Annotated in this window: 18 protein-coding genes; 13 read left to right on the forward strand and 5 right to left on the reverse strand. The window is 72.7% G+C overall.

The window, feature by feature from the left end; genetic code table 11:
- Positions 1-86 precede the first annotated feature (86 nt).
- From cofD to ACFYOJ_RS04255, 3 genes are all read left to right on the forward strand, one after another.
- Entirely contained in the window at positions 87-1,046 is a 960-nt protein-coding gene (cofD, locus tag ACFYOJ_RS04245) for a 2-phospho-L-lactate transferase (RefSeq protein WP_356558502.1), read from the forward strand.
- Complete coding sequence (locus ACFYOJ_RS04250; protein WP_356558503.1) at positions 1,043-2,350, forward strand: coenzyme F420-0:L-glutamate ligase; 1,308 nt, start codon at positions 1,043-1,045, stop codon at positions 2,348-2,350. Before cofD ends, ACFYOJ_RS04250 begins: the two co-directional genes overlap by 4 nt.
- A 151-nt stretch (positions 2,351-2,501) precedes the next feature.
- Complete coding sequence (locus ACFYOJ_RS04255; protein WP_356558504.1) at positions 2,502-3,521, forward strand: DNA-3-methyladenine glycosylase 2 family protein; 1,020 nt, start codon at positions 2,502-2,504, stop codon at positions 3,519-3,521.
- A gap of 220 nt (positions 3,522-3,741) precedes the next feature.
- Here ACFYOJ_RS04255 and ACFYOJ_RS04260 read toward each other — a convergent pair whose 3' ends face one another.
- Both ACFYOJ_RS04260 and ACFYOJ_RS04265 read right to left on the reverse strand, forming a co-directional pair.
- Positions 3,742-4,824: an NDP-sugar synthase gene (locus ACFYOJ_RS04260; protein ID WP_356558505.1), complete on the reverse strand. Its 1,083-nt coding sequence runs from the start codon at positions 4,822-4,824 to the stop codon at positions 3,742-3,744.
- Positions 4,825-4,929: 105 nt separating this feature from the next.
- The gene (locus ACFYOJ_RS04265; protein ID WP_356558506.1) at positions 4,930-6,282 is read right to left on the reverse strand and encodes a peptidoglycan recognition protein; all 1,353 of its coding nucleotides are present in this window, start codon (positions 6,280-6,282) and stop codon (positions 4,930-4,932) included.
- Between the two features lie 140 nt (positions 6,283-6,422).
- Between ACFYOJ_RS04265 and ACFYOJ_RS04270 the strand changes: the two genes are divergently transcribed.
- The 5 genes from ACFYOJ_RS04270 to ACFYOJ_RS04290 all read left to right on the forward strand — a co-directional run bounded on the left by ACFYOJ_RS04270 (position 6,423) and on the right by ACFYOJ_RS04290 (position 14,460).
- Complete coding sequence (locus ACFYOJ_RS04270) at positions 6,423-7,184, forward strand: TIGR03089 family protein (RefSeq protein WP_356558507.1); 762 nt, start codon at positions 6,423-6,425, stop codon at positions 7,182-7,184.
- A gap of 204 nt (positions 7,185-7,388) precedes the next feature.
- The gene (locus ACFYOJ_RS04275) at positions 7,389-8,576 is read left to right on the forward strand and encodes an LCP family protein (RefSeq protein WP_356558508.1); all 1,188 of its coding nucleotides are present in this window, start codon (positions 7,389-7,391) and stop codon (positions 8,574-8,576) included.
- A 262-nt stretch (positions 8,577-8,838) separates the two neighbouring features.
- The gene (locus ACFYOJ_RS04280; RefSeq protein WP_388596149.1) at positions 8,839-10,599 is read left to right on the forward strand and encodes an LCP family protein; all 1,761 of its coding nucleotides are present in this window, start codon (positions 8,839-8,841) and stop codon (positions 10,597-10,599) included.
- Positions 10,600-10,766: 167 nt separating this feature from the next.
- Positions 10,767-12,497 (forward strand): LCP family protein, encoded by a 1,731-nt coding sequence (locus tag ACFYOJ_RS04285; RefSeq protein WP_356559424.1) that lies wholly within the window; start codon positions 10,767-10,769, stop codon positions 12,495-12,497.
- A gap of 202 nt (positions 12,498-12,699) precedes the next feature.
- The gene (locus tag ACFYOJ_RS04290; RefSeq protein ID WP_388596204.1) at positions 12,700-14,460 is read left to right on the forward strand and encodes an LCP family protein; all 1,761 of its coding nucleotides are present in this window, start codon (positions 12,700-12,702) and stop codon (positions 14,458-14,460) included.
- An 84-nt stretch (positions 14,461-14,544) separates the two neighbouring features.
- Here the strand turns inward: ACFYOJ_RS04290 and ACFYOJ_RS04295 are convergent, their stop codons facing one another.
- Positions 14,545-15,600 (reverse strand): glycosyltransferase family 2 protein, encoded by a 1,056-nt coding sequence (locus ACFYOJ_RS04295; RefSeq protein WP_356554324.1) that lies wholly within the window; start codon positions 15,598-15,600, stop codon positions 14,545-14,547.
- Between the two features lie 295 nt (positions 15,601-15,895).
- On the opposite strand from ACFYOJ_RS04295, the gene ACFYOJ_RS04300 reads away from it, so the two are divergent.
- Entirely contained in the window at positions 15,896-17,263 is a 1,368-nt protein-coding gene (locus ACFYOJ_RS04300; RefSeq protein ID WP_356554325.1) for an LCP family protein, read from the forward strand.
- Positions 17,264-17,365: 102 nt separating this feature from the next.
- Here ACFYOJ_RS04300 and ACFYOJ_RS04305 read toward each other — a convergent pair whose 3' ends face one another.
- On the reverse strand, positions 17,366-18,655 hold the full coding sequence (locus ACFYOJ_RS04305) for an LCP family protein (protein ID WP_356554327.1): 1,290 nt from the start codon (positions 18,653-18,655) through the stop codon (positions 17,366-17,368).
- A gap of 120 nt (positions 18,656-18,775) precedes the next feature.
- Here ACFYOJ_RS04305 and ACFYOJ_RS04310 point away from each other — a divergent pair, with 120 nt between their 5' ends.
- On the forward strand, positions 18,776-19,342 hold the full coding sequence (locus tag ACFYOJ_RS04310) for an acyl-CoA thioesterase (protein WP_356554329.1): 567 nt from the start codon (positions 18,776-18,778) through the stop codon (positions 19,340-19,342).
- 70 nt (positions 19,343-19,412) lie between these two features.
- Here the strand turns inward: ACFYOJ_RS04310 and cynR are convergent, their stop codons facing one another.
- Positions 19,413-20,324, reverse strand: coding sequence for a transcriptional regulator CynR (cynR, locus tag ACFYOJ_RS04315; RefSeq protein ID WP_356554330.1), 912 nt, complete (start codon positions 20,322-20,324; stop codon positions 19,413-19,415).
- 124 nt (positions 20,325-20,448) lie between these two features.
- Here cynR and ACFYOJ_RS04320 point away from each other — a divergent pair, with 124 nt between their 5' ends.
- The 3 genes from ACFYOJ_RS04320 (at position 20,449) to ACFYOJ_RS04330 (ending at position 22,208) form a co-directional block, all read left to right on the forward strand.
- Positions 20,449-21,036, forward strand: coding sequence for a carbonic anhydrase (locus tag ACFYOJ_RS04320; RefSeq protein ID WP_356554332.1), 588 nt, complete (start codon positions 20,449-20,451; stop codon positions 21,034-21,036).
- A 60-nt stretch (positions 21,037-21,096) separates the two neighbouring features.
- Complete coding sequence (cynS, locus tag ACFYOJ_RS04325; protein WP_356554333.1) at positions 21,097-21,567, forward strand: cyanase; 471 nt, start codon at positions 21,097-21,099, stop codon at positions 21,565-21,567.
- A gap of 140 nt (positions 21,568-21,707) precedes the next feature.
- A complete protein-coding gene (locus ACFYOJ_RS04330; protein ID WP_356554334.1) occupies positions 21,708-22,208 on the forward strand; it encodes a nucleoside deaminase in 501 nt (166 codons plus the stop codon).
- Positions 22,209-22,231: the final 23 nt, after the last annotated feature.

Raw genomic sequence — 22,231 nt, forward strand, 5'->3', positions numbered from 1 at the left:
CGGTGTCACGTCCGCCTGCCGGACTGTCCCACCCGCCGCCCGACCACCCCTCAACGAGTCGGCCCGACGGCTGACACACTGTTTCCATGCGCATTGTGGTTCTGGCAGGCGGCATCGGTGGTGCCCGGTTCCTGCGTGGTCTGAAGCGGGCCGCGCCGGACGCGGACATCACGGTCATCGGCAACACCGGCGACGACATCCACCTCTTCGGACTGAAGGTCTGCCCGGACCTCGACACGGTGATGTACACGCTCGGCGGCGGCATCGACGAGGAGCAGGGCTGGGGGCGGGCCGACGAGACCTTCCACCTCAAGGAGGAACTCGCGGCCTACGGCGTCGGGCCCGAGTGGTTCGGTCTGGGCGACCGCGACTTCGCGACGCACATCGTGCGGACGCAGATGATCACCGCCGGGTATCCGCTCAGCGCGGTGACCGAGGCGCTGTGCGACCGCTGGAAGCCCGGCGTGCGGCTCATCCCGATGACCGACGACCGCGTGGAGACGCACGTGGCCGTCGAGCTGGACGGGGAGCGCAAGGCGGTCCACTTCCAGGAGTACTGGGTGCGGCTGCGGGCCTCGGTCCCCGCCGAGGCGGTCGTGCCGGTCGGCGCCGAGCAGGCGAAGCCGGCGCCCGGCGTCCTGGAGGCCGTCGCCGAGGCGGACGTCATCCTCTTCCCGCCGTCCAACCCGGTCGTCTCGATCGGCACGATCCTCGCCGTGCCCGGCATCCGGGAGGCGATCGCCGACGCCGGCGTGCCGGTGATCGGCCTCTCCCCGATCGTCGGGAACGCGCCCGTGCGCGGGATGGCCGACAAGGTCCTCGCCGCGGTCGGCGTCGAGTCCACGGCCGCGGCGGTCGCCGAGCACTACGGCTCGGGGCTGCTGGACGGCTGGCTGGTCGACACCGTCGACGCGGACGCCGTGACGCGGGTCAGGGCGGCCGGCATCCTGTGCCGCGCCGTGCCGCTGATGATGACCGACGTCGACGCGGCCGCGCAGATGGCCCGCGAGGCGCTGACGCTGGCGGAGGAGGTGCGTCGGGCGTGAGCGACGGTGCTCCCGGCTACCGGGTCCGGGCACTCCCCGGCCTGCCCGAGGTGCAGCCGGGTGACGACCTGGCCAAGCTGATCGCGTCGGCCGGCCCCGGGCTGGCCGACGGGGACGTGCTCCTCGTCACCTCGAAGATCGTGTCCAAGGCGGAGGGCCGCGTCGTGCGGGCCGGCGACCGGGAGGCCGCGATCGACGCCGAGACCGTGCGGGTGGTGGCCCGGCGCGGGGCGCTGCGCATCGTCGAGAACCGGCAGGGCCTGGTCATGGCGGCGGCCGGCGTCGACGCCTCCAACACCCCGCCCGGCACGGTGCTGCTGCTGCCCGAGGACCCGGACGCGTCCGCGCGGGCGCTGCGCGAGGGCCTGCGGGACCTGCTGGGCGTCGACGTCGGCGTGATCGTCACCGACACCTTCGGGCGTCCCTGGCGGGCCGGTCTCACCGACGTGGCGATCGGCGCCGCGGGCGTGCGGGTCCTCGACGACCTGCGCGGCGGCACCGACGCGCACGGCAATCCGCTCGGCGCCACCGTCGTCGCCACCGCCGACGAACTCGCCGCCGCGGGCGATCTGGTCAAGGGCAAGGCCGCCGGGCTGCCCGTCGCCGTCGTCAGCGGGCTGCACCGGGTGGTGACCGGGGACGACGGCGAGGGCGCGCGGGTCATGGTGCGCGGCGCACGCGACGACATGTTCCGGCTCGGCACGTCGGAGGCCGTACGGCAGGCGGTCACCCAGCGGCGTACGGTGCGGGCCTTCACGGACGAGCCGGTCGATCCCGGTGCCGTGCGCCGGGCGGTGGCCGCGGCGGTCACGGCTCCGGCGCCGCACCACACGACGCCGTGGCGGTTCGTGCTGCTGGAGTCGCAGGAGTCACGCACCCGGCTGCTGGACGCGATGCGGGACGCCTGGATCGCGGACCTGCGGCGGGACGGCAAGAGCGAGGAGTCCATCGCCAAGCGGGTCCGGCGCGGGGACGTGCTGCGCAACGCCCCGTACCTCGTCGTGCCCTGCCTGGTCATGGACGGCTCGCACACCTACGGGGACGCACGGCGCGACGGGGCCGAGCGGGAGATGTTCGTGGTCGCCGCCGGCGCGGGCGTGCAGAACCTCCTCGTCGCCCTCGCCGGGGAGCGGCTGGGCTCGGCGTGGGTCTCCTCGACGATGTTCTGCCGGGACGTCGTACGGGAGGTGCTGGGGCTGCCGGACGACTGGGACCCGATGGGCGCGGTCGCGGTCGGTCATCCCGCCGAGGAACCCCGGCCGCGGGCGGACCGGGACGCGGAGGCGTTCATCGAGGTGCGGTGACGCCCCGACGCGCTGACACCCCGGCACCCTGACGCCCGTCGCGGGGTCCGGTGACAAGGCCCGGTGACGCGGTCCGGTGACGCTCTACCCTCGGGAGGGGCCCCTCGTTCCGCAGGGGTCCCTTCGTCTCCCGCGTCCCTGGGGTCTCATCGTGGCAGGACGTTTCGCTCCCCGGCCCGCGCGCAGCACGGTGCGCGGCGGGGAGACCGCCGTACCCGCGGGCCGGACGCCGGCGCCCCGGCGGGGCGACGCGCCCGGGAGACCGGGGAAGGTACGGGTGTGGGTGCCGGACGGGCCGCTGGAGCTGGGCCTGGTCCTCGGTCCGCTGCGGCGCGGGCCGGGCGATCCGACGTTCCGGGCGACGCCCGACGGGTCCGTGTGGCGGGCCAGCCTGACACCCGCCGGGCCGGGCACGCTGCGGGTCTCCGCGTGCGGCGGCGAGGTGCGGGGCGAGGCCTGGGGGCCGGGCGCGGAGTGGCTGCTGGAGCAGCTGCCGCGGATGCTGGGCGCCGACGACGACCCGTCCGCGTTCGTGCCCCGGCACCGGCTGCTGGCCCACACGGCGCACCGGCGTCCCGGACTGCGGCTGACGCGGACGGGACTGGTGCTGGAGTCGCTGATCCCGTCGGTCCTGGAGCAGAAGGTCACGACGCTGGAGGCGTACCGGGCGTGGCGGCTGCTCGTACGGAAGTACGGGGAGCCGGCGCCGGGGCCCGCGCCCGGGCGGATGCACGTGATGCCGGCGGCGCGGACGTGGGCGCTGATCCCGTCCTGGGAGTGGCACCTGGCCGGGGTGGACGACAAACGGGCGTCGACGGTCCTGCGGGCCGTGCGGGCCGCCGCGCGGATGGAGGAGGCGGCCGGGATGGACCCGGCGGCGGCGCGGGCACGGCTGGAGGCCGTGCCGGGGATCGGGCCGTGGACCTCGGCGGAGACCGTGCAGCGCAGTCACGGGGCGCCGGACGCGGTGACGGTGGGGGATCTGCATCTGCCGGGGATCGTGGGGTTCGCGCTGGGCGGGGACCGGGACGCGGACGACGCGGTGATGCTGCGCCTGCTGGAGCCGTACGCCGGGCAGCGGCATCGGGCGGTTCGGCTGGTGCTGCTGAGCGGGCGGGTGCCGGGGAGGCGGGCGCCGCGGTTCGCTCCGCGAGGGTTCGAGGGGATCTGAGCCTGGTGGTGCGGGGGAAGGCGGCTGTCGTCGGGGCGGTTGGTGGGTGAGGTGGGGCGGGGGGGGTGGAGTGGGGTGCGCGGCCCGGCGTTGCGGGGTGCCTCCCCCGGAGGGGGACCCCCAGCACCCACCCGTGCCGCCCCCGGGGGTACCTCCCAGGGCCCTCGAGGCACTGGGGGAGGCACGACTGCCCGCAGTTGCGGGGGGAGGGAGCGGGGAGTTACGCGTCCGAGGAGAAGCGGACCGAGGCCGGGGGTATGTGGGCGTTGCACCAGACCCGGACGCCGGAGCGGAGTTCGTTGTCGGCGCCGATGACCGCGCCGTCGCCGATGACCGTGTCCGTGAGGACCGAGCGGGTGCCGACGCGGGCGCGGGTGCCGATGAGGGAGTCGGTGATGACGGCGCCCGGCTCGATGACCGCACCCGGCAGGATCGTGCTGCCGAAGACCCGCGCCCCCTCCGCGACGAAGGCGCCCTCGCCCACCACCGTGCCGCCGGTCAGCTTGGCGTCGGGCGCGACGGTGGCCGTGGGCAGGATCAGACGGTCGCCGCAGCGGCCCGGTACGGCGGGGGACGGGGCACGGCCGAGGACGAGGTCCGCCGAGCCGCGCACGAAGGCTGCCGGGGTGCCGAGGTCGAGCCAGTACGTGGAGTCGACCATGCCCTGCAGGTGCGCCCCGGCGGCGAGGAGGTCGGGGAAGGTCTCCCGTTCGACCGAGACCGGGCGGCCCGCCGGGATGGTGTCGATGACCGAGCGGCGGAAGACGTACGCCCCCGCGTTGATCTGGTCGGTGACGATCTCCTCCGGGGTCTGCGGCTTCTCCAGGAACGCCAGGACGCGGCCCGTGTCGTCCGTGGGGACCAGGCCGTACGCCCTCGGGTCCGTCACCTTCGTCAGGTGCAGGGAGACGTCCGCGCCCGTCGTCTCGTGGGTGCGCACCAGCGCGCCGATGTCGAGGCCCGTCAGGATGTCGCCGTTGAAGACGAGCACCGGCTCGTCCGGGCCCGAGCGCAGCCGCGAGGCCACGTTGCGGATCGCACCGCCCGTGCCGAGCGGTTCCTCCTCCGTGACGTACTCCAGGTGGAGACCAAGGGACGAGCCGTCTCCGAAGTACGGCTCGAACACCTCCGCCAGATAGCTCGTCGCGAGCACGATGTGCTCGACGCCCGCCGCCTTCGCCCGCGCCAGCTGGTGCGTGAGGAACGGCACCCCGGCCGCCCTGACCATGGGCTTCGGGGTGTGCACCGTGAGCGGGCGCAGCCGCGTGCCCTTGCCGCCGACCAGGAGGATCGCTTCTGTCACCTGTCGTCTCTGCTTCCTGCCGGGACCGGCCGAACTGTCTTTCGGCCGGCCAGTGTATGCAGACCGTTCCATGGCACCTTCGACCGCCGTGCGCTGCTTCCCCCCTCAGCGGCCCTGGTACTTCGCTGCCGAGGAACGGGCCGTGCCGAGCTTGCCGTAGAGCTGCTTGCCGGGGCAGCTCGTGAGGAAGCCGTCGCGATGACCCGAGATGACGTTCAGTCGCACATTCTTGCCTTTTCGGTAGAGGTTGCCACCCCCGGACTTCAGGTATGTCTTGCCCCGCGGATTCATGCCGTGGAGCCCGAGCTTCCACGCGGTGAGCTTGGCGACGGCCTTGACGGCCGCGGACGACGGCTTCTTGGAGCTGTAGGTGCCGAGGACCGCGATGCCCGTGCTGTCGGAGTTGAACCCCATGGTGTGGGCACCCAGTACCGGCTTCGACACGCCGCCGGCCCGGCCCTCGTAGATCTTTCCGCACTTGTCGACGAGGAAGTTGTAGCCGATGTCCCGCCATCCCATGCTGTTGACGTGGTAGCGGTAGATACTGCGGATGACTGACGGCGCCTGCTTGCAGGTGTAGTTGTTGCCGGTGGCCGTGTGGTGCACGAAGGCCACCTTGACCTTCTTCGTGTACACGAACTTCTTCTCGCGCAGCCTCTCGTCCGCGCCCCAGCCGCGGCGCGTGGTGATGCCCGGGCGCGGGCCGACGTACGGCTTGGCCCTCTGCTGCTCCGTCAGGGTGCCGGTGCCGCGGGCGAGGAGCCCGGCCACGGTCTGCGCGCGGCTCAGCGCCGGGATCTCGGTGGCACCGAGGGGTGGTGCGGGGGTGCGGGGTGTCCCGGTGAGGGCCACAGGGGTCGTGGAGGTCCGGGGCGGGGCGGCCTCGCCGGGGTCGCCCTCGCCGGGGTCGACGAGTTCGAGGCGCAGGCCGGCGGGGAGGGGGGACGCGGCGGAGGCGGTGTCCTGGTCGCCGGTCCCGTCCAGCGGGCGTACCCGGACCTCCACGCCGTCCGACTCGCCCACCCACAGCGGGGCGGTGGCGCCGCGTACACGGCCCGAGGTGCTCTCGGGCGTGCCGGGGTCGGCGGCGTGGTCGGTGTGGTGCGTCTCGAGGTCCTGCCACGGGGACCAGGCACCGGTGGCGGTGGAGCGGGTGCGGACCTGGACGGTGCCGTGCAGTTCGGCGGCCGGGTCGTCCCAGACGACACCGACGAGGGAGAAGCGCCGTGTGTCCCGGCGGGGCACGCCCTGTTCGGCGGTGCCGGGGGTGTCGGTGGCGCGGTCGTGGGCCAGGGGAGCGAGCGGCAGCGACTGGGTGGAGCCGGGGGCGTGTCCCCCGGCCGGCGCCGGTGCCGGTCTTCCGGTGGTTGCCGTCGCCGTCGTGGGTGCCGCGGCGAGCGGGAGGGCGAGTGCCGCCGCACAGGTGACGCCGATCGAGGAAGCAAGGAATCCACGCATGCCCCTGATCTTGGACATGGTCGTATAAATCTGTCCATACGGGATTTGACGGCCTGTAGGGTCTTTTCGCCCGAACCGGTGGCGGTCCGGTACCCCCGTCCGCGCGGTGCGGATCCGCGGGCCCGCGTACGCTGACGCGGGTGAACGCGACTGACCGCACCCCTGCCGACCTGCTGAGTTCCGCGCTCGCCGCGGACCCGGGACGCCCCCTGGTGACCTTCTACGACGACGCCACCGGCGAACGCGTCGAACTCTCCGTGGCCACCTTCGCCAATTGGGTGGCCAAGACCGCCAACCTGCTCCAGGACGAACTCTCCGTCGAACCCGGCGACCGGGTCGCGCTGCTGCTGCCCGCGCACTGGCAGACGGCGGTGTGGCTGCTGGCGTGCGCGTCGGTGGGGGTCGTCGCCGACGTGGCGGGTGATCCAGCCGCCGCGGACGTGGTCGTCAGCGGGCCGGAGCCCGAGTCGCTGGAGGCGGCGCGGGCGTGCTCCGGTCCGCGTGTGGCGCTGGCCCTGCGGCCCCTCGGGGGGCGGTTCCCGCAGGTGCCGGAGGGTTTCGCCGACTACGCGGTGGAGGTGCCGGGGCAGGGGGACCGGTTCGTGCCGTACGCGCCGGTGGACCCGGAGGCGCCGGCGCTGATCGTGGCCGGGCGGGAGTTCAGCGCGGCCGAGGTGGTGGAGCGGGCCCGGGCGGAGGCGTCGGGGCTGGGGCTCACGGGGCCGGGGGCGCGGATCCTGTCGGGGCTGCCGTACGACACGTGGGAGGGACTGAGCGCGGGGCTGTACGGGCCGTTGGCGTCGGGGGGGTCGGTGGTGCTGTGCCGGCACCTGGAGCGGGCGGCGGACGGGGTGGTCGACCAGCGGATCGAGGCGGAGCGGGTGTCGGCGACGGCGCGGTGAGTTCTGCGGGGGCCGGTGTTCCGCGTGCCGGTGTTCTCGGCGGCCGGCGTTGATGAGGTGCCGGCGTGGGCGGGGGGCGCGCCACGGCGCTGGGGCGGTTCGCCTCTCGGGGAGGGGTGCCCGTTCGGAGCAGTTCCGGGCTGTCTTCGGTGGCCGGGCGGGTCATGGTCGTAGGAGCCGTACGGGAGCGGGACGGAGGGAGACGTGGGCGACGACGACGCGGGCACGCCCCCCGGTGTGCTCGGGCCCGGGGCGGGGGCGTCCGCGGTCGGGGGCGGGCTGCGGCGTCGGCGGCGGCGCCGGCTGCGCTGGTCCGGAGCGGCGGCTCTCGCGCTCGGCGTCACGGTGGTGGGCGTCGGATGGGCGGTGTACGCCGAGCTGAGCGGGAACATCACCGCCGACGAGGCGGCCGCCGCCGAACTCGCCCGGTACGACAAGGAGCGGCCCACCGCGTTGGTCCGCGGCGCGCAGAACGTCCTGGTGATCGGCTCCGACTCGCGGTCCGGTGACGGCAACGGGCGCTACGGACGGGACACCGGCACGGAACGCTCGGACACCACGATCCTGCTGCACCTGGCCGCGGACCGGGACAGCGCCACCGCCGTGTCGCTCCCCCGGGACCTGATGGTGGACGTGCCCGGCTGCCGCCGCCCGGACGGCTCCCGCACCGCACCGGCCTTCGCCCCGTTCAACCAGGCCTTCGAGGCGGGCGGTTCGGCGTGCACCATCCGTACCGCGGAGAAGCTGACCGGCATCCGGATCGACCATCACGTGGTCGTCGACTTCCAGGGCTTCAAGAAGATGGTCGACGCCCTCGACGGCGTCGAGGTGTGCCTGCGCGAGCCGGTCCACGACAAGGACGCCCGGCTGTCCCTGCCCGCGGGCCGGGTGACCCTCGACGGGGAGCAGGCCCTCGGGTACGTCCGGGCCCGCAAGTCGCTCGGCGACGGCAGCGACACGGACCGGATGGAGCGCCAGCAGCGTTTCCTGGGGGCGCTCGTCAGCAAGGTGCAGAGCAACGACGTACTGCTGAACCCGGTGAAGCTCTACCCCGTCCTGGACGCGGCCACGTCGTCCCTCACCACGGACCCGGGACTGGCGAGTCTGCGCGGCCTGTACGACCTCGTGCGCGGACTGCGCGGCCTTCCCGCCGAGCGCGTGCAGTTCCTGACCGTGCCCCGGGAGCCGTACGCGCGCGACGCCGATCGCGACCAACTCGTGGAGCCCGCCGCCGAGAAGCTGTTCACCCGCCTGCGGACGGACGAGCCCGTGACGGTCGCGGCCGCGAAGAACCCGGCCACGGAGAACCCGGCCACGAAGGCCCCCGGGAACGGCGCCTCCCCGGAACCGACGTTCAGCGGCAACACCGCCGCCGAGGACATCTGCCGGTAAAGCGCGGGCCAAAAAGGCGCACGGCGGGCCTCCGTACGGCATGAGACGCCGGCCGCTTGTCCCGGAAAAGGACCGGATTGCCCCCTTGTAAGGTTCGTGGGCTGGATCACGTACGTCGTCGTACGTTGATCCGGGCGGGTTAGTGTGAGCGCTCCGGTGTGCCCGGCCACGAGATTCCGTCCCGGGGCCGCGCACTGAGTGACCGAGACCGGGCGCCTGGAGGGGCAGGCGCCGCGTGGCCCCGACGGAGGATCGGACGACCGTGGACGCGCAAGGCCGTGGGCGGGCGGAGGACATCGACCCCGCAGACCAGTGGGTGCTCAACCCGGTCACCGGCGAATACGAACTGCGACTGGCCCCTTCCGCACCGCAGTCGCCGCTCCCCGGACCCCGCGGCGGCACGCCGGGCGGAGCGGACGCGGCCGACGCGGCACCCCGCCGTACCGCGCAGGCGCCCGCGGCCGTGCCGGGACGCACCGTCCCGGACCCGCGCAGGCCGCGCCCGGGCCCCGGGCAACCGACGCCCGGGCGGAGCGGACGCCGGCGGCCGGCGAAGAAGAAGCGTTCGACGGGCAGGCGGATCCTGCTGTGGGGCGGCGGCACCATGGCGTTCCTCGTCCTCGGCACCGCCGCGACCGGGTACTTCTATCTGGAGCACCTCAACGGCAACATCAAGTCCGCCCCGGACGACGGCGCGAGCACGGGTGGCTTCCAGAAGGACAAGGCGATCAACATCCTGCTGATTGGCACCGACAAGCGCACCGGTGCCGGCAACGAGGGTTACGGCGACGCCGGAAGCGCCGGGCACGCCGACACCACGATCCTGCTGCACGTGGCCAAGGACCGCTCCAACGCCACCGCGCTGAGCATCCCCCGCGACCTGATCGTCGACATCCCGGACTGCCCGACCACGCAGGAGGACGGCAGCACGAAGGTCATCCCCGGCTCCGCCGACGCCCGTTTCAACATGAGCCTCGGTCAGGACGGCCGTACGCCCAGCTGCACCATGCGGACCGTCACCGAGCTGACCGGTATCACCCCCGACAACTTCATGGTCGCCGACTTCAACGCGGTCAAGACGCTGACGTCGGCGGTCGGCGGCGTCGAGGTGTGCCTGGCGAAGGACATCGACGACCCGGACTCGCACCTGAAGCTGTCCGCGGGCACGCACACCATCAAGGGCGAGCAGGCGCTGGCGTTCGTGCGCACCCGGCACTCGGTGGGCTTCGGCGGCGACCTGAGCCGTATCGGGATCCAGCAGCAGTTCCTCAGCGCCCTGATGCGCAAGCTGAAGTCCAACGACACCCTCACCAGCCCGTCGAAGATGGTGAAGCTGGCCGAGGCGGGCACCGAGGCGCTGACCGTCGACGCCAAGCTGGACAGCATCGGCAAGCTGAAGGACCTCGGCCTGGAGCTGGGCAAGCTCAACATGAAGAACCTGACCTTCACCACGGTGCCGGTGATCGACAACCCGGCCGAGAAGGTCCCGACGACGGTCGTCCTCAAGGAGGGACCCGCCGCCCAGGTCTTCGACATGATCCGCAACGACATCTCCTTCACCGAGGTCGAGAAGAAGGAGAAGGCGGAGAAGAAGAAGGAGGCCGACGCCGTCGCCGCACGCCTGAAGGGCGAGAAGTCCGACCCCTCCGAGATCCGCGTCCGCATCCTCAACGGCGGCGCCCCCGGCGGCAGCGCCCAGCAGGAACTGCGCTACCTCCAGACCGAGGCCGGCGTCACCAAGTCCGAGAACGGCGGCAACGCCCCCGCCCCGCTCGACAGGACCACCCTGGAATACGCCCCCGACCAGGCCGACCAGGCCCGCGCCCTCGCCGACATCCTCGGCCTGTCCGGCGCCGCCATGAAACCCGGCGAGAGCGTCACCAACTCCCAGGGCCTGCCCACCATGACCCTCACCCTCGGCAAGGACTTCAAGGGCGCCGGCATCAAACTCAACGCCACCGCCGGCAAGACACCCGAAGGCGTCGAGAAGTCCACGGCCGACCAGGTGCAGTGCGCCAAGTGACCTGAGGGCCCGGTCTCGCGTCCTACCGGGTGGCCGTGTCCGCGGCCGGGACGGAGGAAATCCGCCGCGCGGCCGTACAGCCAAAGGGGCGTGCCATACGTCCAACTGTGCGAACAGGACGTGTCCGTCGGCCCGTCGGCCGGCACATGGGGTGGGAAGAGAGAGACATGACGCAGAGCGGTGTGCGCGGGGAGGGGACGCGATCCGGTGCCGTCCGGCACGGAAGAGGCGGCCGGGGCACCCGGCAGGCGGTCCCGCACGAGGACGGTACGGGCGGTGGAGGCGGCCCTGACGACCGGGGCGGGACGGACGACGCGGGGGGAGCGGGCGGAACGGGCGGCGCGGGGCGCGGCCGGCGGTCCCGGCGACGGTCCGGACGCAAGCACCGGGTGCTCCGGTGGTCCGCGACCACTCTCGCGGTCCTGATACTCGGGACGGCCGGCGCCGGATACCTCTACTACCAGCACCTGAACGCCAACATCCGGAAGGGCGAGCGCAGCAGCGGCGACTCCAAGGCGCACAGGACCGAGCCGAACGCGGCCGGACAGACGCCCCTGAACATCCTGCTGATCGGCTCCGACAGCCGCGCCTCCGACGCCAACGTGGCCCTGGGCGGCGGCAAGAACCACCGCGACAACCCGCCGCTCGCCGACGTGCAGATGCTCATCCACCTGTCCGCCGACCGCAAGAGCGCCGCCGTGGTCAGCATCCCGCGCGACACCCGCGTCGACATCCCGAAGTGCACCGATCCGGACACCCGCAGGACCTACCCGGCGACCAACACCATCATCAACGCGTCGCTGGCCCGCGGCGGCGCCGGCTGCACCCTCGCCACCTGGGAGAACCTCACCGGTGTGTACATCGACCACTGGATGACGATCGACTTCGCGGGCGTCGTGCGGATGGCGGACGCCGTCGGCGGGGTCGAGGTGTGCGTGAACCACAACGTCGACGACCGTCCGAAGCCCGGCAGGGAGGGCGGCTCCGGCCTGTACATGACGAAGGGACCGCACAAGGTCAAGGGCGAGCAGGCCCTGCAGTGGCTGCGCACCCGGCATGCCTGGGGCAGCGACCCGCTGCGCGCCCGGGCCCAGCACATGTACATGAACTCGATGATCCGCACCCTGAAGAGCCAGAACATCTTCACCGACACCACACGCCTGATGGACCTGGCCGACGCGGCGACGAAGGCCCTGGAGGTCTCCGAGGAGATCGGCACCGTCAAGAAGCTGTACGACCTGGCCATGCAGCTCAGGACGGTGCCCACGGACCGCATCACCATGACGACGATCCCCACCGTCCAGGACCCCCTGGACCGGAACCACCTGCTGCAGGCCCCGGACGCCGAGAAGCTGTGGGCGATGCTCCGCGACGACGTGCCCTTCGACGACAAGGGCCCGAAGGCCGGAACCGGGACCGGCGGCGGCAGGAGCACCGGCGGGAAGAACACCGGCGACAAGGCGCCCGCGGACTCGGCCGCCGCCGACGCCGAGATCGGCGTCCTCGTGCAGAACGCCACCCGGACCGGCACCAGCGGCCCGGTCGGCGGCCGCGCGACCGCGGTCGTCGGGACACTGACGGAGAAGGGCTTCGCCAAGGCGGCGACGGACGACACCTCGGCCGCGTCCGAGGAGAAGACCGTCGTCCGGTACCCGAGCGCCGACCTGGCCGGTGACGCACGGCGGGTCGCCGACGCGCTGGGGATCCCGGCGAGCGCGGTACGGCAGTCCACGGACGTGTCCGGTGTCACGGTCGTCGTGGGCGCCGACTGGCGTGAGGGCGCGACGTATCCGGAGCAGAAGACGCCCGAGGCCGGCGAGCTGCCGGACAGCAGTGACGCCCTCAACGGCGCCGACACCGGCAAGTGCATGGACGTGTATGCGCCCTACCGCTGGTAGGCGTCCCAGAAATGGGGCGGATTGCCCTGTTGTAGGGAAGTCGAATTTGTCACCGCTGTCGTTCGACGCTGAACTGGGCCGATAGTGTGAACGCTCCAGTGGCCCCGCCGCGAGGTCCGCCCTGGCGTCGTGCACTTGTTGACCCTTCATCGTGCGCCTTACGGAAAGGCGCCGCGTGGCCCCGACGGAGGACTGGGAGACCGTGGACGCGCAAGGACGTGGGCGGGCCGAGGACATCGACCCCGCAGACCAGTGGGTGCTCAATCCGCGGACCGGCGAATACGAACTGCGGCTGCCTTCCACCGCGCCGCAGCCGACCGTTCCGGCACCCCGCGCGGGCGGCGGGGGCGGAGCGAGCGGCACCGGCGGCGGCACGGCCTCCCTCCGTACGGCGGCCCCCGGCCGGGAAGTCCCGCCGCAGCGGCGGCGCCGGCCCGCCCCCGAGGAGACCGCTTCCCCCGCGGGGGCAGCGTCCGGGCGGCGCGGCAGGCGGCCGGCGAAGAAGCCGAAGGGCAGGAAGATCCTGCTGTGGACCGGCGGCACGACGGCTTTCGTCGTCCTCGTGGCCGGCGTCGGCGGCTACCTCTACCTCAAGCACCTCGAGGGCAACGTCTCGACGACGGACATCGGCAGCGCGGGCAGCAGCAGCTTCAAGAAGGACGAGGCCTTCAACATCCTCATCATCGGCACCGACAAGCGCACCGGTGCCGGCAACGAGGGGTACGGCGACGCCGGCAGCCCCGGGCACGCCGACACCAACATCCTGCTGCACGTGGCCAAGGACCGCTCCAACGCCACCGCGCTGAGCATCCCCCGTGACCTGATCGTCGACATCCCGGACTGCCCGACCGTGCAGGAGGACGGGAGCACGAAGGTCGTCCCCGGGCAGCAGGGTGTGCGTTTCAACCGGAGCCTCGGCGAGAACGGCCGGGACGCGGGCTGCACCATGCGCACGGTGAAGGAGGCGACCGGCATACCGGTCGACCATTTCATGATGGCCGACTTCAACGCGGTCAAGACGCTGACCACCGCGGTCGACGGCGTGGAGGTCTGCGTGGAGAAGGCCGTCGACGACAAGCAGTCCAAACTCGTCCTGCCCGCGGGCAAGAGCAAGGTGGAGGGCGAAGAGGCCCTCGCCTTCCTCCGCACCCGGCACGCCTTCGGCAACCACGGCGACCTGGACCGCATCAAGGCGCAGCAGCAGTTCCTGGGCTCGCTCATGCGGAAGATGTCCTCCGGCGACACCCTCACCAGCCCCACCAAGCTGCTGAAGCTCGCCGAGGCCGCCACGAAGGCGCTCACCGTGGACAAGCCCATCGGCGACGTCGGCACGCTCAAGGACATCGCCCTGGAGCTGAAGAAGGTTCCGACGAAGAACATCTCGTTCGCCACGGTGCCGGTGAAGGACAACCCGGCCGAGAAGGTCAAGGCGACGGTCGTCCTCCAGGAGGGACCCGCCGCCCAGGTCTTCGACATGATCCGCAACGACATCTCCTTCACCGAGGTCGAGAAGAAGGAGAAGGCGGAGAAGAAGAAGGAGGCCGACGCCGTCGCCGCACGCCTGAAGGGCGAGAAGTCCGACCCCTCCGAGATCCGCGTCCGCATCCTCAACGGCGGCGCCCCCGGCGGCAGCGCCCAGCAGGAACTGCGCTACCTCCAGACCGAGGCCGGCGTCACCAAGTCCGAGAACGGCGGCAACGCCCCCGCCCCCCTCGACAGGACCACCCTGGAATACGCCCCCGACCAGGCCGACCAGGCCCGCGCCCTCGCCGACATCCTCGGCCTGTCCGGCGCCGCCATGAAACCCGGCGAGAGCGTCACCAACTCCCAGGGCCTGCCCACCATGACCCTCACCCTCGGCAAGGACTTCAAGGGCGCCGGCATCAAACTCAACGCCACCGCCGGCAAGACACCCGAAGGCGTCGAGAAGTCCACGGCCGACCAGGTGCAGTGCGCCAAGTGAGCCGGTGCCTCTGAGCCGGTGCCCCTGAGCCGAGGGAGCCGACGGCGGTGGTCCGGTGGTGCCGGGCGGTGGTCCCGGCCCGGCTCAGCGGGCCCCGGCGGCGTCGGCCGCGTCGGCGTCCGGCCGCACCGCCGGGCGCCGCGAGGCGATGACCTTCCTGGCCAGCGACCGCGGGCTGGTCAGGAAGCCCCAGCCCCACGACATGTGCATGGTCGCCAGCGCCACCGGGATCTGTGCCCGCGCCTTCAGCCCGAGCCCCTTGCCCGCCGGGACCGACCCGGCGACGATCGCCGCGAGATAGCCGCCGGGTACGACGAAGCCCCACGGGGTCAGCACCGCGCCCACCACGGCACCGGCCGCGATCGCGCACACGGCGGTCGGCGCAGCGAGGTAGCGCAGGTTGATCGACCCGGAGTGGTAGCGGGCGACGACGTGCCGCCAGCGGCCGTAGTCCTTGTACTGCCTGGCCAGGGCCCGCACGCTCGGCCGGGGCCGGTAGGACACCTTCAGCTCGGGCGAGAACCAGATCAGGCCGCCGGCCTCGCGGATGCGGAAGTTCAGCTCCCAGTCCTGGGCGCGGATGAACTCCTCGTTGTAACCGCCCTGCCGCTCCAGCGCCTCGCGGCGGAAGACACCGAGGTACACGGTCTCGGCGGGCCCCGCCTGCCCGCCCGTGTGGAAGGCGGCGTTGCCCACGCCTATCTTCGACGTCATCGCGGCGGCGACGGCCTCCTCCCAGGCGTTCTCCCCCTCGGCGTGCATGATGCCGCCCACGTTCTGCGCGCCGGTCTCCTCCAGCAGCCGTACGGCCGTGGCGATGTAGTCCGGCGAGAGCATGCCGTGGCCGTCGACGCGGACGACGACGGGGTGGCGCGACGCCCTGATCGCCGCGTTGAGCGCGGCGGGCGTGCGGCCGGTGGGGTTCGGCACGGTGTGGACGCGGGGGTCCTCGCGGACGAGTTCGGCGGCGATCTCGTCCGTGCGGTCCGTGGACGGACCGAGGGCGATCACGACCTCCATCTCGCCTGCGTACTCCTGGGCGAGGATGGCGCGGACGGCGCCGCGCAGGTGCCGCTCCTCGTTGAGGACGGGCATGATCACGGAAACGGCGGGCAGCCGCACGTCGGACTTGGCGTTCATCGCTGCTCACGTTACCGCGAACGGGGGACACGGGTGCGCGCCGCGGGGGTCACCACCCCGGGCAGCAGATCGTATGGGCCTACGGTGCTCACGGATCCCACGCCCGGCCCGGGACTCCGTCCCGAGGGCCCGTCCTCGCGGAGGTGTCACCTTGCCCACGCCGCCCCGCTCCCCCCGGGTCCCGGCCCCGTCCCCCCAGGGCGCTCCTCCCCCGCGACGCTCCCGCCGGGGCCCGTCCCGCCGCCCGCAGGGGCCCTCCGTACGGCGGAAGGGGCCGCGCTGGGCCGTACGGGCGGTGACCGCGCTGTCGGTGGTGGTGCTCGCCTCCGCCGGGATCGGGCACGCGGTGCTCTCCGGCATCGGCGCGGACATCGCCCGCGTCGACGCCTTCAGGGACATGAAGAACCGTCCGCGGGCCGGTGACGGCATGAACATCCTGCTGGTCGGCACCGACGGCCGGGACCGGATCAGCGCGGAGGAACGGAAGAGGTACCGGCTCGGCGGCGCCCCCTGCCGCTGCACCGACACGATCATGATCGTGCACATCTCGGAGGACCGGGAGCGGGCCAGCGTGGTCAGCCTGCCGCGCGACTCGTACGCCGTGACGCCCGACCACACCGACCGCACGACCGGCGAGCATCACCGGGGCCACCCCCTCAAGCTGAACGCGGCCTACGCCGAGGGCGGCCCCCAGCTGACCGTCCGCACCGTCGAGCACATGACCCACGTGAAGATCGACCACTATCTGGAAGTCGACTTCACCAGCTTCATGCGGACCGTGGACGTCCTCGGTGGCGTACGGATCTGCACCGCCCAGCCGCTCAAGGACGACTACACCGGCCTCGACCTGCCGGCCGGCACGCACGAGCTGACCGGCGGACAGGCCCTGCAGTACGTCCGCTCCCGTCACCTCGACGGTGCCTCCGACCTGAGCCGCATGAAGCGCCAGCAGCGTTTCCTGGCCGCCCTGATCGACCGGGCGACCTCCTCCGGGATCCTGCTGAACCCGCTCAGGTTCCGCGACGTCGCCCGGACCGTGCTGGGCTCGGTACGGGCCGACAAGAGCTTCGGCACCGGTGAACTGCTCGCTCTCGGGCGGGCGATGCGGAACTTCTCGCCCTCGTCCTCCGAGTTCACCACCGTGCCGGTCGGCCGGACCGGCCACACCGTCAAGGGCTTCGGCTCGACCCTGAAGTGGGACCCCGCGAAGTCCGAGCGGATCTTCGAGGCCCTGCGCGAGGACGAGCCGCTGACCGCCCCCGCGCCCCGGCCGAAGGGCCCGGCGCCGGTGCGCGTCCCGGTCGACCCGGCGCAGATCCGGGTGCAGGTGGAGAACGGCACGCACACGGCCGGGCTCGGCCGGCGGATCGACGACGCCCTGGCCGCCACCGGCTTCCGCACCACCCGGGCGCCGGTGAACGCCGCCGACCGCGCCGTCGCACGGACCGTCGTCGCCTTCGACCCCCGTTGGGACAACTCGGCGAAGTCCCTGGCCGCCGCCCTGCCCGGCAGCGAGCTCAGGCCGGTACGGGGCCAGGGCCCGACGCTGAAGGTGATCGCGGGCGCCGACTTCAGACGGGTGGTGAAGGTGCGGCCGGCGGAACCGCCGCAGGAGACGGGCACGGTGGTGCGCGGCGACGAGGTGGTGTGCGGGAAGCGGTGACCGGGGCCCGGCCCGGTCACCGGGCCCCGCCCGGACGCGGGGTCCCGCACGGCCATCGGGTCCCGCACGGCCACCGGGTCCCGCACGGACGCGGCACCCGGCTCAGTCGCCGGAGACGGTGACCTTCTCGTCGTTCTTCAACTGCTCCACCAGCTTCTTCACCTTGGCGTCGTCCCACCTGAGGTTCCCGCCGACGCTGCCGGAGACCGGCATGTTCATCGACGTGCCCTCACCGCCGCTGACGCTCTTCATCCCCCAGAACATGCCGGCCAGGTCGAACAGGCCCATGTCCTTGTCGACGACGAGGGAGTCGAGGCCCGCGCCCATGGTCGGGTACAGCCTGAACGGGTTCAGCACGGTCGACGGGGTGGCCACCTGGTTCGCCAGGGCCGACAGGAACTTCTGCTGGTTCTTGGTGCGGTCCAGGTCGGAGCCGGCCAGCGCGTACCGGGTACGGACGAAGGCCAGGGCCTCCTCGCCGTTCAGGGTCTGCCTGCCCTTCTTGAGGTCGGCGCCGGACTTCTTGTCCTTGATGTCCTGCGGGATGTCCATCTCGACACCGCCGACCGCGTCCACGATGTTCGCGAAGCCGGCGAAGCCGATCTCGACGTAGTGGTCGATGCGCAGCCCGGTGTTGAACTCGACGGTGCGCACCAGCAGTTCGGGCCCGTCCTCCGCGTACGCGGCGTTCAGCTTCACGTGCCGGCCGGTGCCCTCGTACTTCTTGCCGGACTCGGAGCCGACGAAGCTCGGGATCTCCACGTGGGAGTCGCGGGGCAGCGAGACGAGCGTCGACCCGTTGTCCCCGGTGTGCAGGATCATCACCGAGTCGGTGCGCTTGCCCTCGGCGGAACCGGTGTGCAGTTCCTTCTTCTGCTCGTCGGTCATGCCCTCGCGGCTGTCGGAGCCGACGATCAGGTAGTTCGTGCCCTCGCCGGCCTCGGGGCGGTCGATGACCTTGGACAGGTCGACCTCGCGGTTGAGCTTGGAGTCGGCCCAGAAGTAGGTGCCGACCGTGGTGACGACCAGCACGGTCGCCACCGTGATCGCCGTCCACTTGATGCGGCGCCGCCAGTCGGGCGCGGGACGCGGACCGCCCGGACCGGGCCCGCCGGGGCCCCGGCCCCGGCCGCCGGGGCTGCCGTAGACCTGGCCGGTGTTGTAGCCGCTGTCGTACGCGTCCTGGCCGCCGTGGCCCCGGCCGTCGACGTACGACGGCTGCTGCGGCACCCCGCCGTACGGCGGGGCCGCCCGGCCCGGGCCGGGCGGCGGCACCGCGCCGCGGCGGACCTGACGCATCACGCGGGCACTCTCGGGCTGTGCGCTCGCGCTGCCGCGTCCGTACCGGCCGGCGCGGTTGTCACCGGGTCGCCCCTCGGGCCAATCATTCATGCGGAACAGTGTGCCGGTCCGCCCTGTGGGCCGTACAAGGGGCGTCGGAAAATAGGATCGGCGCTGTTGCGAAGCTGACACAAATCCACGCCTCCGCCGCCCCGGCATAAGGTGGAGGTCATGACAGACCAGGCAGAACAGGCCTCGGCCGCGCGGCCGGCGGCCCCGGAGATCCCGGGCAAGCCGACCTCGGCCTCCCGCACCACCCTCAGCCACATCATGACCCACAGCGACACCAACCTGCTGGGCACGGTGCACGGCGGAGTGATCATGAAGCTGGTGGACGACGCGGCGGGCGCCGTGGCCGGACGGCACTCCGGCGGCCCCGCGGTGACCGCGTCCATGGACGAGATGGCGTTCCTCGAACCGGTCCGCGTCGGCGACCTCGTCCATGTGAAGGCCCAGGTCAACTGGACCGGCCGCACCTCCATGGAGGTCGGTGTCCGGGTCCTGGCCGAGCGCTGGAACGAGTCCGCCCCCGCCACCCAGGTCGGCTCGGCCTACCTGGTCTTCGCCGCGGTGGACGCCGACGGCAAGCCGCGCCTGGTCCCGCCGGTCATCCCCGAGACCGAGCAGGACAAGCGCCGCTACCAGGAGGCCCAGATCCGCCGCACCCACCGCCTGGCCCGCCGCCGGGCGATCATGGAACTGCGGGAGCGCCGCATCGCGGAGGGCTTCGAGGACTGACCTCCCGGTTCCCGTCCGGTCGCCGCGCGGACCCGCCGGTTCCGGCGGCGGGTCCGCGCGGCGACCCGCGTCACGGGGCGGGCGCGTAGCCGCGGGCGCGGACGAGGTCGCGGGTGAGCCGGGTGAAGGCACGGGTGGCGGCGCTGCGGTAGGCGCCCTCGCGGTGCAGGAGGGTGACCGTGCGGGTGGGCATGGGCGGGTCCAGGGGGACGGGGGCCAGGCGGGGGTGGTCGTGGGTGATGGCGTCGGGCAGGACCGTGGCCAGGTCCGTGCGCTGGACGATCTCGGTGAGGGCCTGGACGGAGTTGGCCTCGACCGTGGTGCGCGGGGTGGTCCGGTGCCGGGCGAAGTAGGCGTCGATGTGACCGCGCGTGGCGAAGTCGCCGCTGAGCAGGGCGAGTCGCCGGTCGGCGAGTTCCCTCACGGGTAGCGGGTCCGCCCGGCCGGCGCCGGGGCGGTGGGCGCCGGTGACCAGGGTGAGCGTCTCGGTGAACAGCGCGGTGGCGGTGACGCCGGGCAGGTGGGGGCCGGCGAAGGCGATGCCGAGGTCGAGGTCGTCGGCGAGCAGGGCCGCTTCGATGCGGTCCTGGGTCGTCTCCACCAGGGTGAGGCCGATGCCGGGGTGGCGGCGGTGGAGCTCGGCGGTGAGCGGGCCGGTCAGATAGGCCGTGAAGGTGGGGGTGACCCCCAGGCGCAGGTGACCGCGCGAGAGGTCCTGGACGTCGTGGACGGCGCGTTCGGCGGCGGCCAGGTCGCGCAGCGCCCGCCGGGCGTGGTCGACGTAGACGGCGCCGGCGTCGGTGAGCCGCACCGTGCGGCCGGTGCGGTCCAGCAGCTGCACGCCCAGGGTCCGCTCCAGCTGTTTGACCTGCTGGGAGAGCGTGGGCTGGGAGATGTGCAGCTCCTCGGCGGCGCGCGTGAAGCTGCCGTGTTCGGCGACGGCGAGCAGATAACGCAGGTGACGCAGTTCGAGAACAGCCATGGAACCGACTATAGATGCGGTCGATAGCTCCTATGCCCAATGACTCTTGGACTCTATAGCGGCAGGTCATGCATGGTGGATTTCACCAGCCCACCGGGCCGGCCACCACCCGAAGGGAGTGACCATGCAGGACCTGACCGAGGGCGTCGCCCGTTTCCGGAGCGACGTCTTCCCGGCCAAGGCGCGGCTCTTCGCGCACCTGGCCACGCATCACGCGCCGCACACGCTGTTCATCGGCTGCTCCGACGCCCGCGTCGTCCCCGAGCTGATCACCGGCGCCGAGCCGGGCGACCTGTTCGTCGTCCGCACCGCCGGCAACCTCGTGCCCGCGCACGCCCCGGGCGCCGACGGTGTCGCGGCGAGCATCGAGTACGCCGTCGCCGCGCTGGGCGTCAAGGACATCGTCGTCTGCGGTCACTCCGCGTGCGGCGCGATGACCGCCCTCGCCGAGGGGCACGACCTCGGTGGCACCCCGGCGGTCGCCGACTGGCTCCGGCTCGCCTCCGCCTCGGTCGCCCGCGCCTCCGCGAACGGTGACGTTCCCGCCCTGGTGCGGCAGAACGTGCTCGCCCAGCTGGCGAACCTGGCCACCCACCCCTCGGTCGCCAAGGCCCTGGCGGAGGGGACGGTCGCCCTGCACGGCTGGGTCTACGACATCCCCACCGGCCGGGTCGAGAACCTCACCGCGGCCGGTGCCGCGGCCGCGACCTGACCCCCACCCCCACTCCCCCGCTTCTTCCCGTGAAGCGGCCCCCGAAAGGACGTAACCGCCATGCTGCACGCACAGTTCGACCAGACCGCCCGTGAGGCCCTGGCCGCCAGGGCCGTGGAGGCGAAGACCGCCAAGAACCTGTCCTGGAAGCAGATCGCCGAGGCCTCGGGCCTGTCGGTGGCCTTCACCACCGCCGCCGTCCTCGGCCAGCACCCGCTGCCGGAGGAGTCCGCGAAGGCCGTGGCCGAACTGCTGGGCCTGGACGGCGACGCGGCGCTGCTGCTGCAGACCGTCCCGGTGCGCGGCTCGATGCCGAACCGGATCCCGACCGACCCGACCATGTACCGCTTCTACGAGATGTTCCAGGTCTACGGCACGACCCTCAAGGCCCTGGTGCACGAGGAGTTCGGTGACGGCATCATCTCCGCGATCAACTTCAGGCTCGACGTGAAGAAGGTCGCCGACCCCGAGGGCGGCGAGCGCGCCGTCATCACCCTCGACGGCAAGTACCTGCCGACCAAGCCCTTCTGACCCGTCGCCGGGACGGCACCGCAGAAGGACGGCGACGGGGCGGGCCGGAGGAACAGCCCTCCGCCCGCCCCGCCCCGACCCCCGCGAGGCCACCCGCCGGCGGCCTCGCGCCCCCCTTCTCCCGCCCCTGGAGGACCTTCATGGACTTCGCCCAGCGCACCATCGACCTCGCCCGCCGGAACGTCGCCGAGGGCGGCCGCCCCTTCGCGACCGTCGTCGTCAAGGACGGCGAGATCCTCGCCGAGAGCCCCAACAGGGTCGCCCAGACCGGTGACCCCACCGCCCACGCGGAGATCCTCGCCATCCGCGCCGCCTGCACCGCCCTCGGCACCGAGCACCTGACCGGCACCACCGTCTACGTCCTCGCCCACCCCTGCCCGATGTGCCTGGGCTCGCTGTACTACTGCTCGCCGGACGAGGTCGTCTTCCTCACCACCCGCGACGCCTACGAGCCCCACTACGTCGACGACCGCAAGTACTTCGAACTGGCCACGTTCTACGACGAGTTCGCCAAGCCCTGGCAGGAGCGCCGGCTGCCGATGCGCCACGAGGAGCGCGCGGAGGCCGTCGAGGTGTACCGCCTCTGGCAGGAGCGCAACGGCGGCGAGCGCCGCGTCGCGGGTGCCCCCACCGCCGCATGACCCGGACGGCCGGGGAGGCGGCC

It is taken from the genome of Streptomyces sp. NPDC006384 (assembly GCF_042870695.1).
Lineage (GTDB): Bacteria > Actinomycetota > Actinomycetes > Streptomycetales > Streptomycetaceae > Streptomyces.

Excerpts from the sequence above, each read along its gene's own strand:
- cofD (WP_356558502.1), top strand. The coding sequence starts at position 87 with ATGCGCATTGTGGTTCTGGCAGGCGGCATCGGTGGTGCCCGGTTCCTG.
- ACFYOJ_RS04330 (WP_356554334.1), top strand. The coding sequence starts at position 21,708 with ATGGACTTCGCCCAGCGCACCATCGACCTCGCCCGCCGGAACGTCGCC.
- ACFYOJ_RS04285 (WP_356559424.1), top strand. The coding sequence starts at position 10,767 with ATGACGCAGAGCGGTGTGCGCGGGGAGGGGACGCGATCCGGTGCCGTC.
- ACFYOJ_RS04310 (WP_356554329.1), top strand. The coding sequence starts at position 18,776 with ATGACAGACCAGGCAGAACAGGCCTCGGCCGCGCGGCCGGCGGCCCCG.
- cynS (WP_356554333.1), top strand. The coding sequence starts at position 21,097 with ATGCTGCACGCACAGTTCGACCAGACCGCCCGTGAGGCCCTGGCCGCC.
- cynR (WP_356554330.1), bottom strand. The coding sequence starts at position 20,324 with ATGGCTGTTCTCGAACTGCGTCACCTGCGTTATCTGCTCGCCGTCGCC.
- ACFYOJ_RS04305 (WP_356554327.1), bottom strand. The coding sequence starts at position 18,655 with ATGAATGATTGGCCCGAGGGGCGACCCGGTGACAACCGCGCCGGCCGG.
- ACFYOJ_RS04295 (WP_356554324.1), bottom strand. The coding sequence starts at position 15,600 with ATGAACGCCAAGTCCGACGTGCGGCTGCCCGCCGTTTCCGTGATCATG.
- ACFYOJ_RS04265 (WP_356558506.1), bottom strand. The coding sequence starts at position 6,282 with ATGCGTGGATTCCTTGCTTCCTCGATCGGCGTCACCTGTGCGGCGGCA.
- ACFYOJ_RS04320 (WP_356554332.1), top strand. The coding sequence starts at position 20,449 with ATGCAGGACCTGACCGAGGGCGTCGCCCGTTTCCGGAGCGACGTCTTC.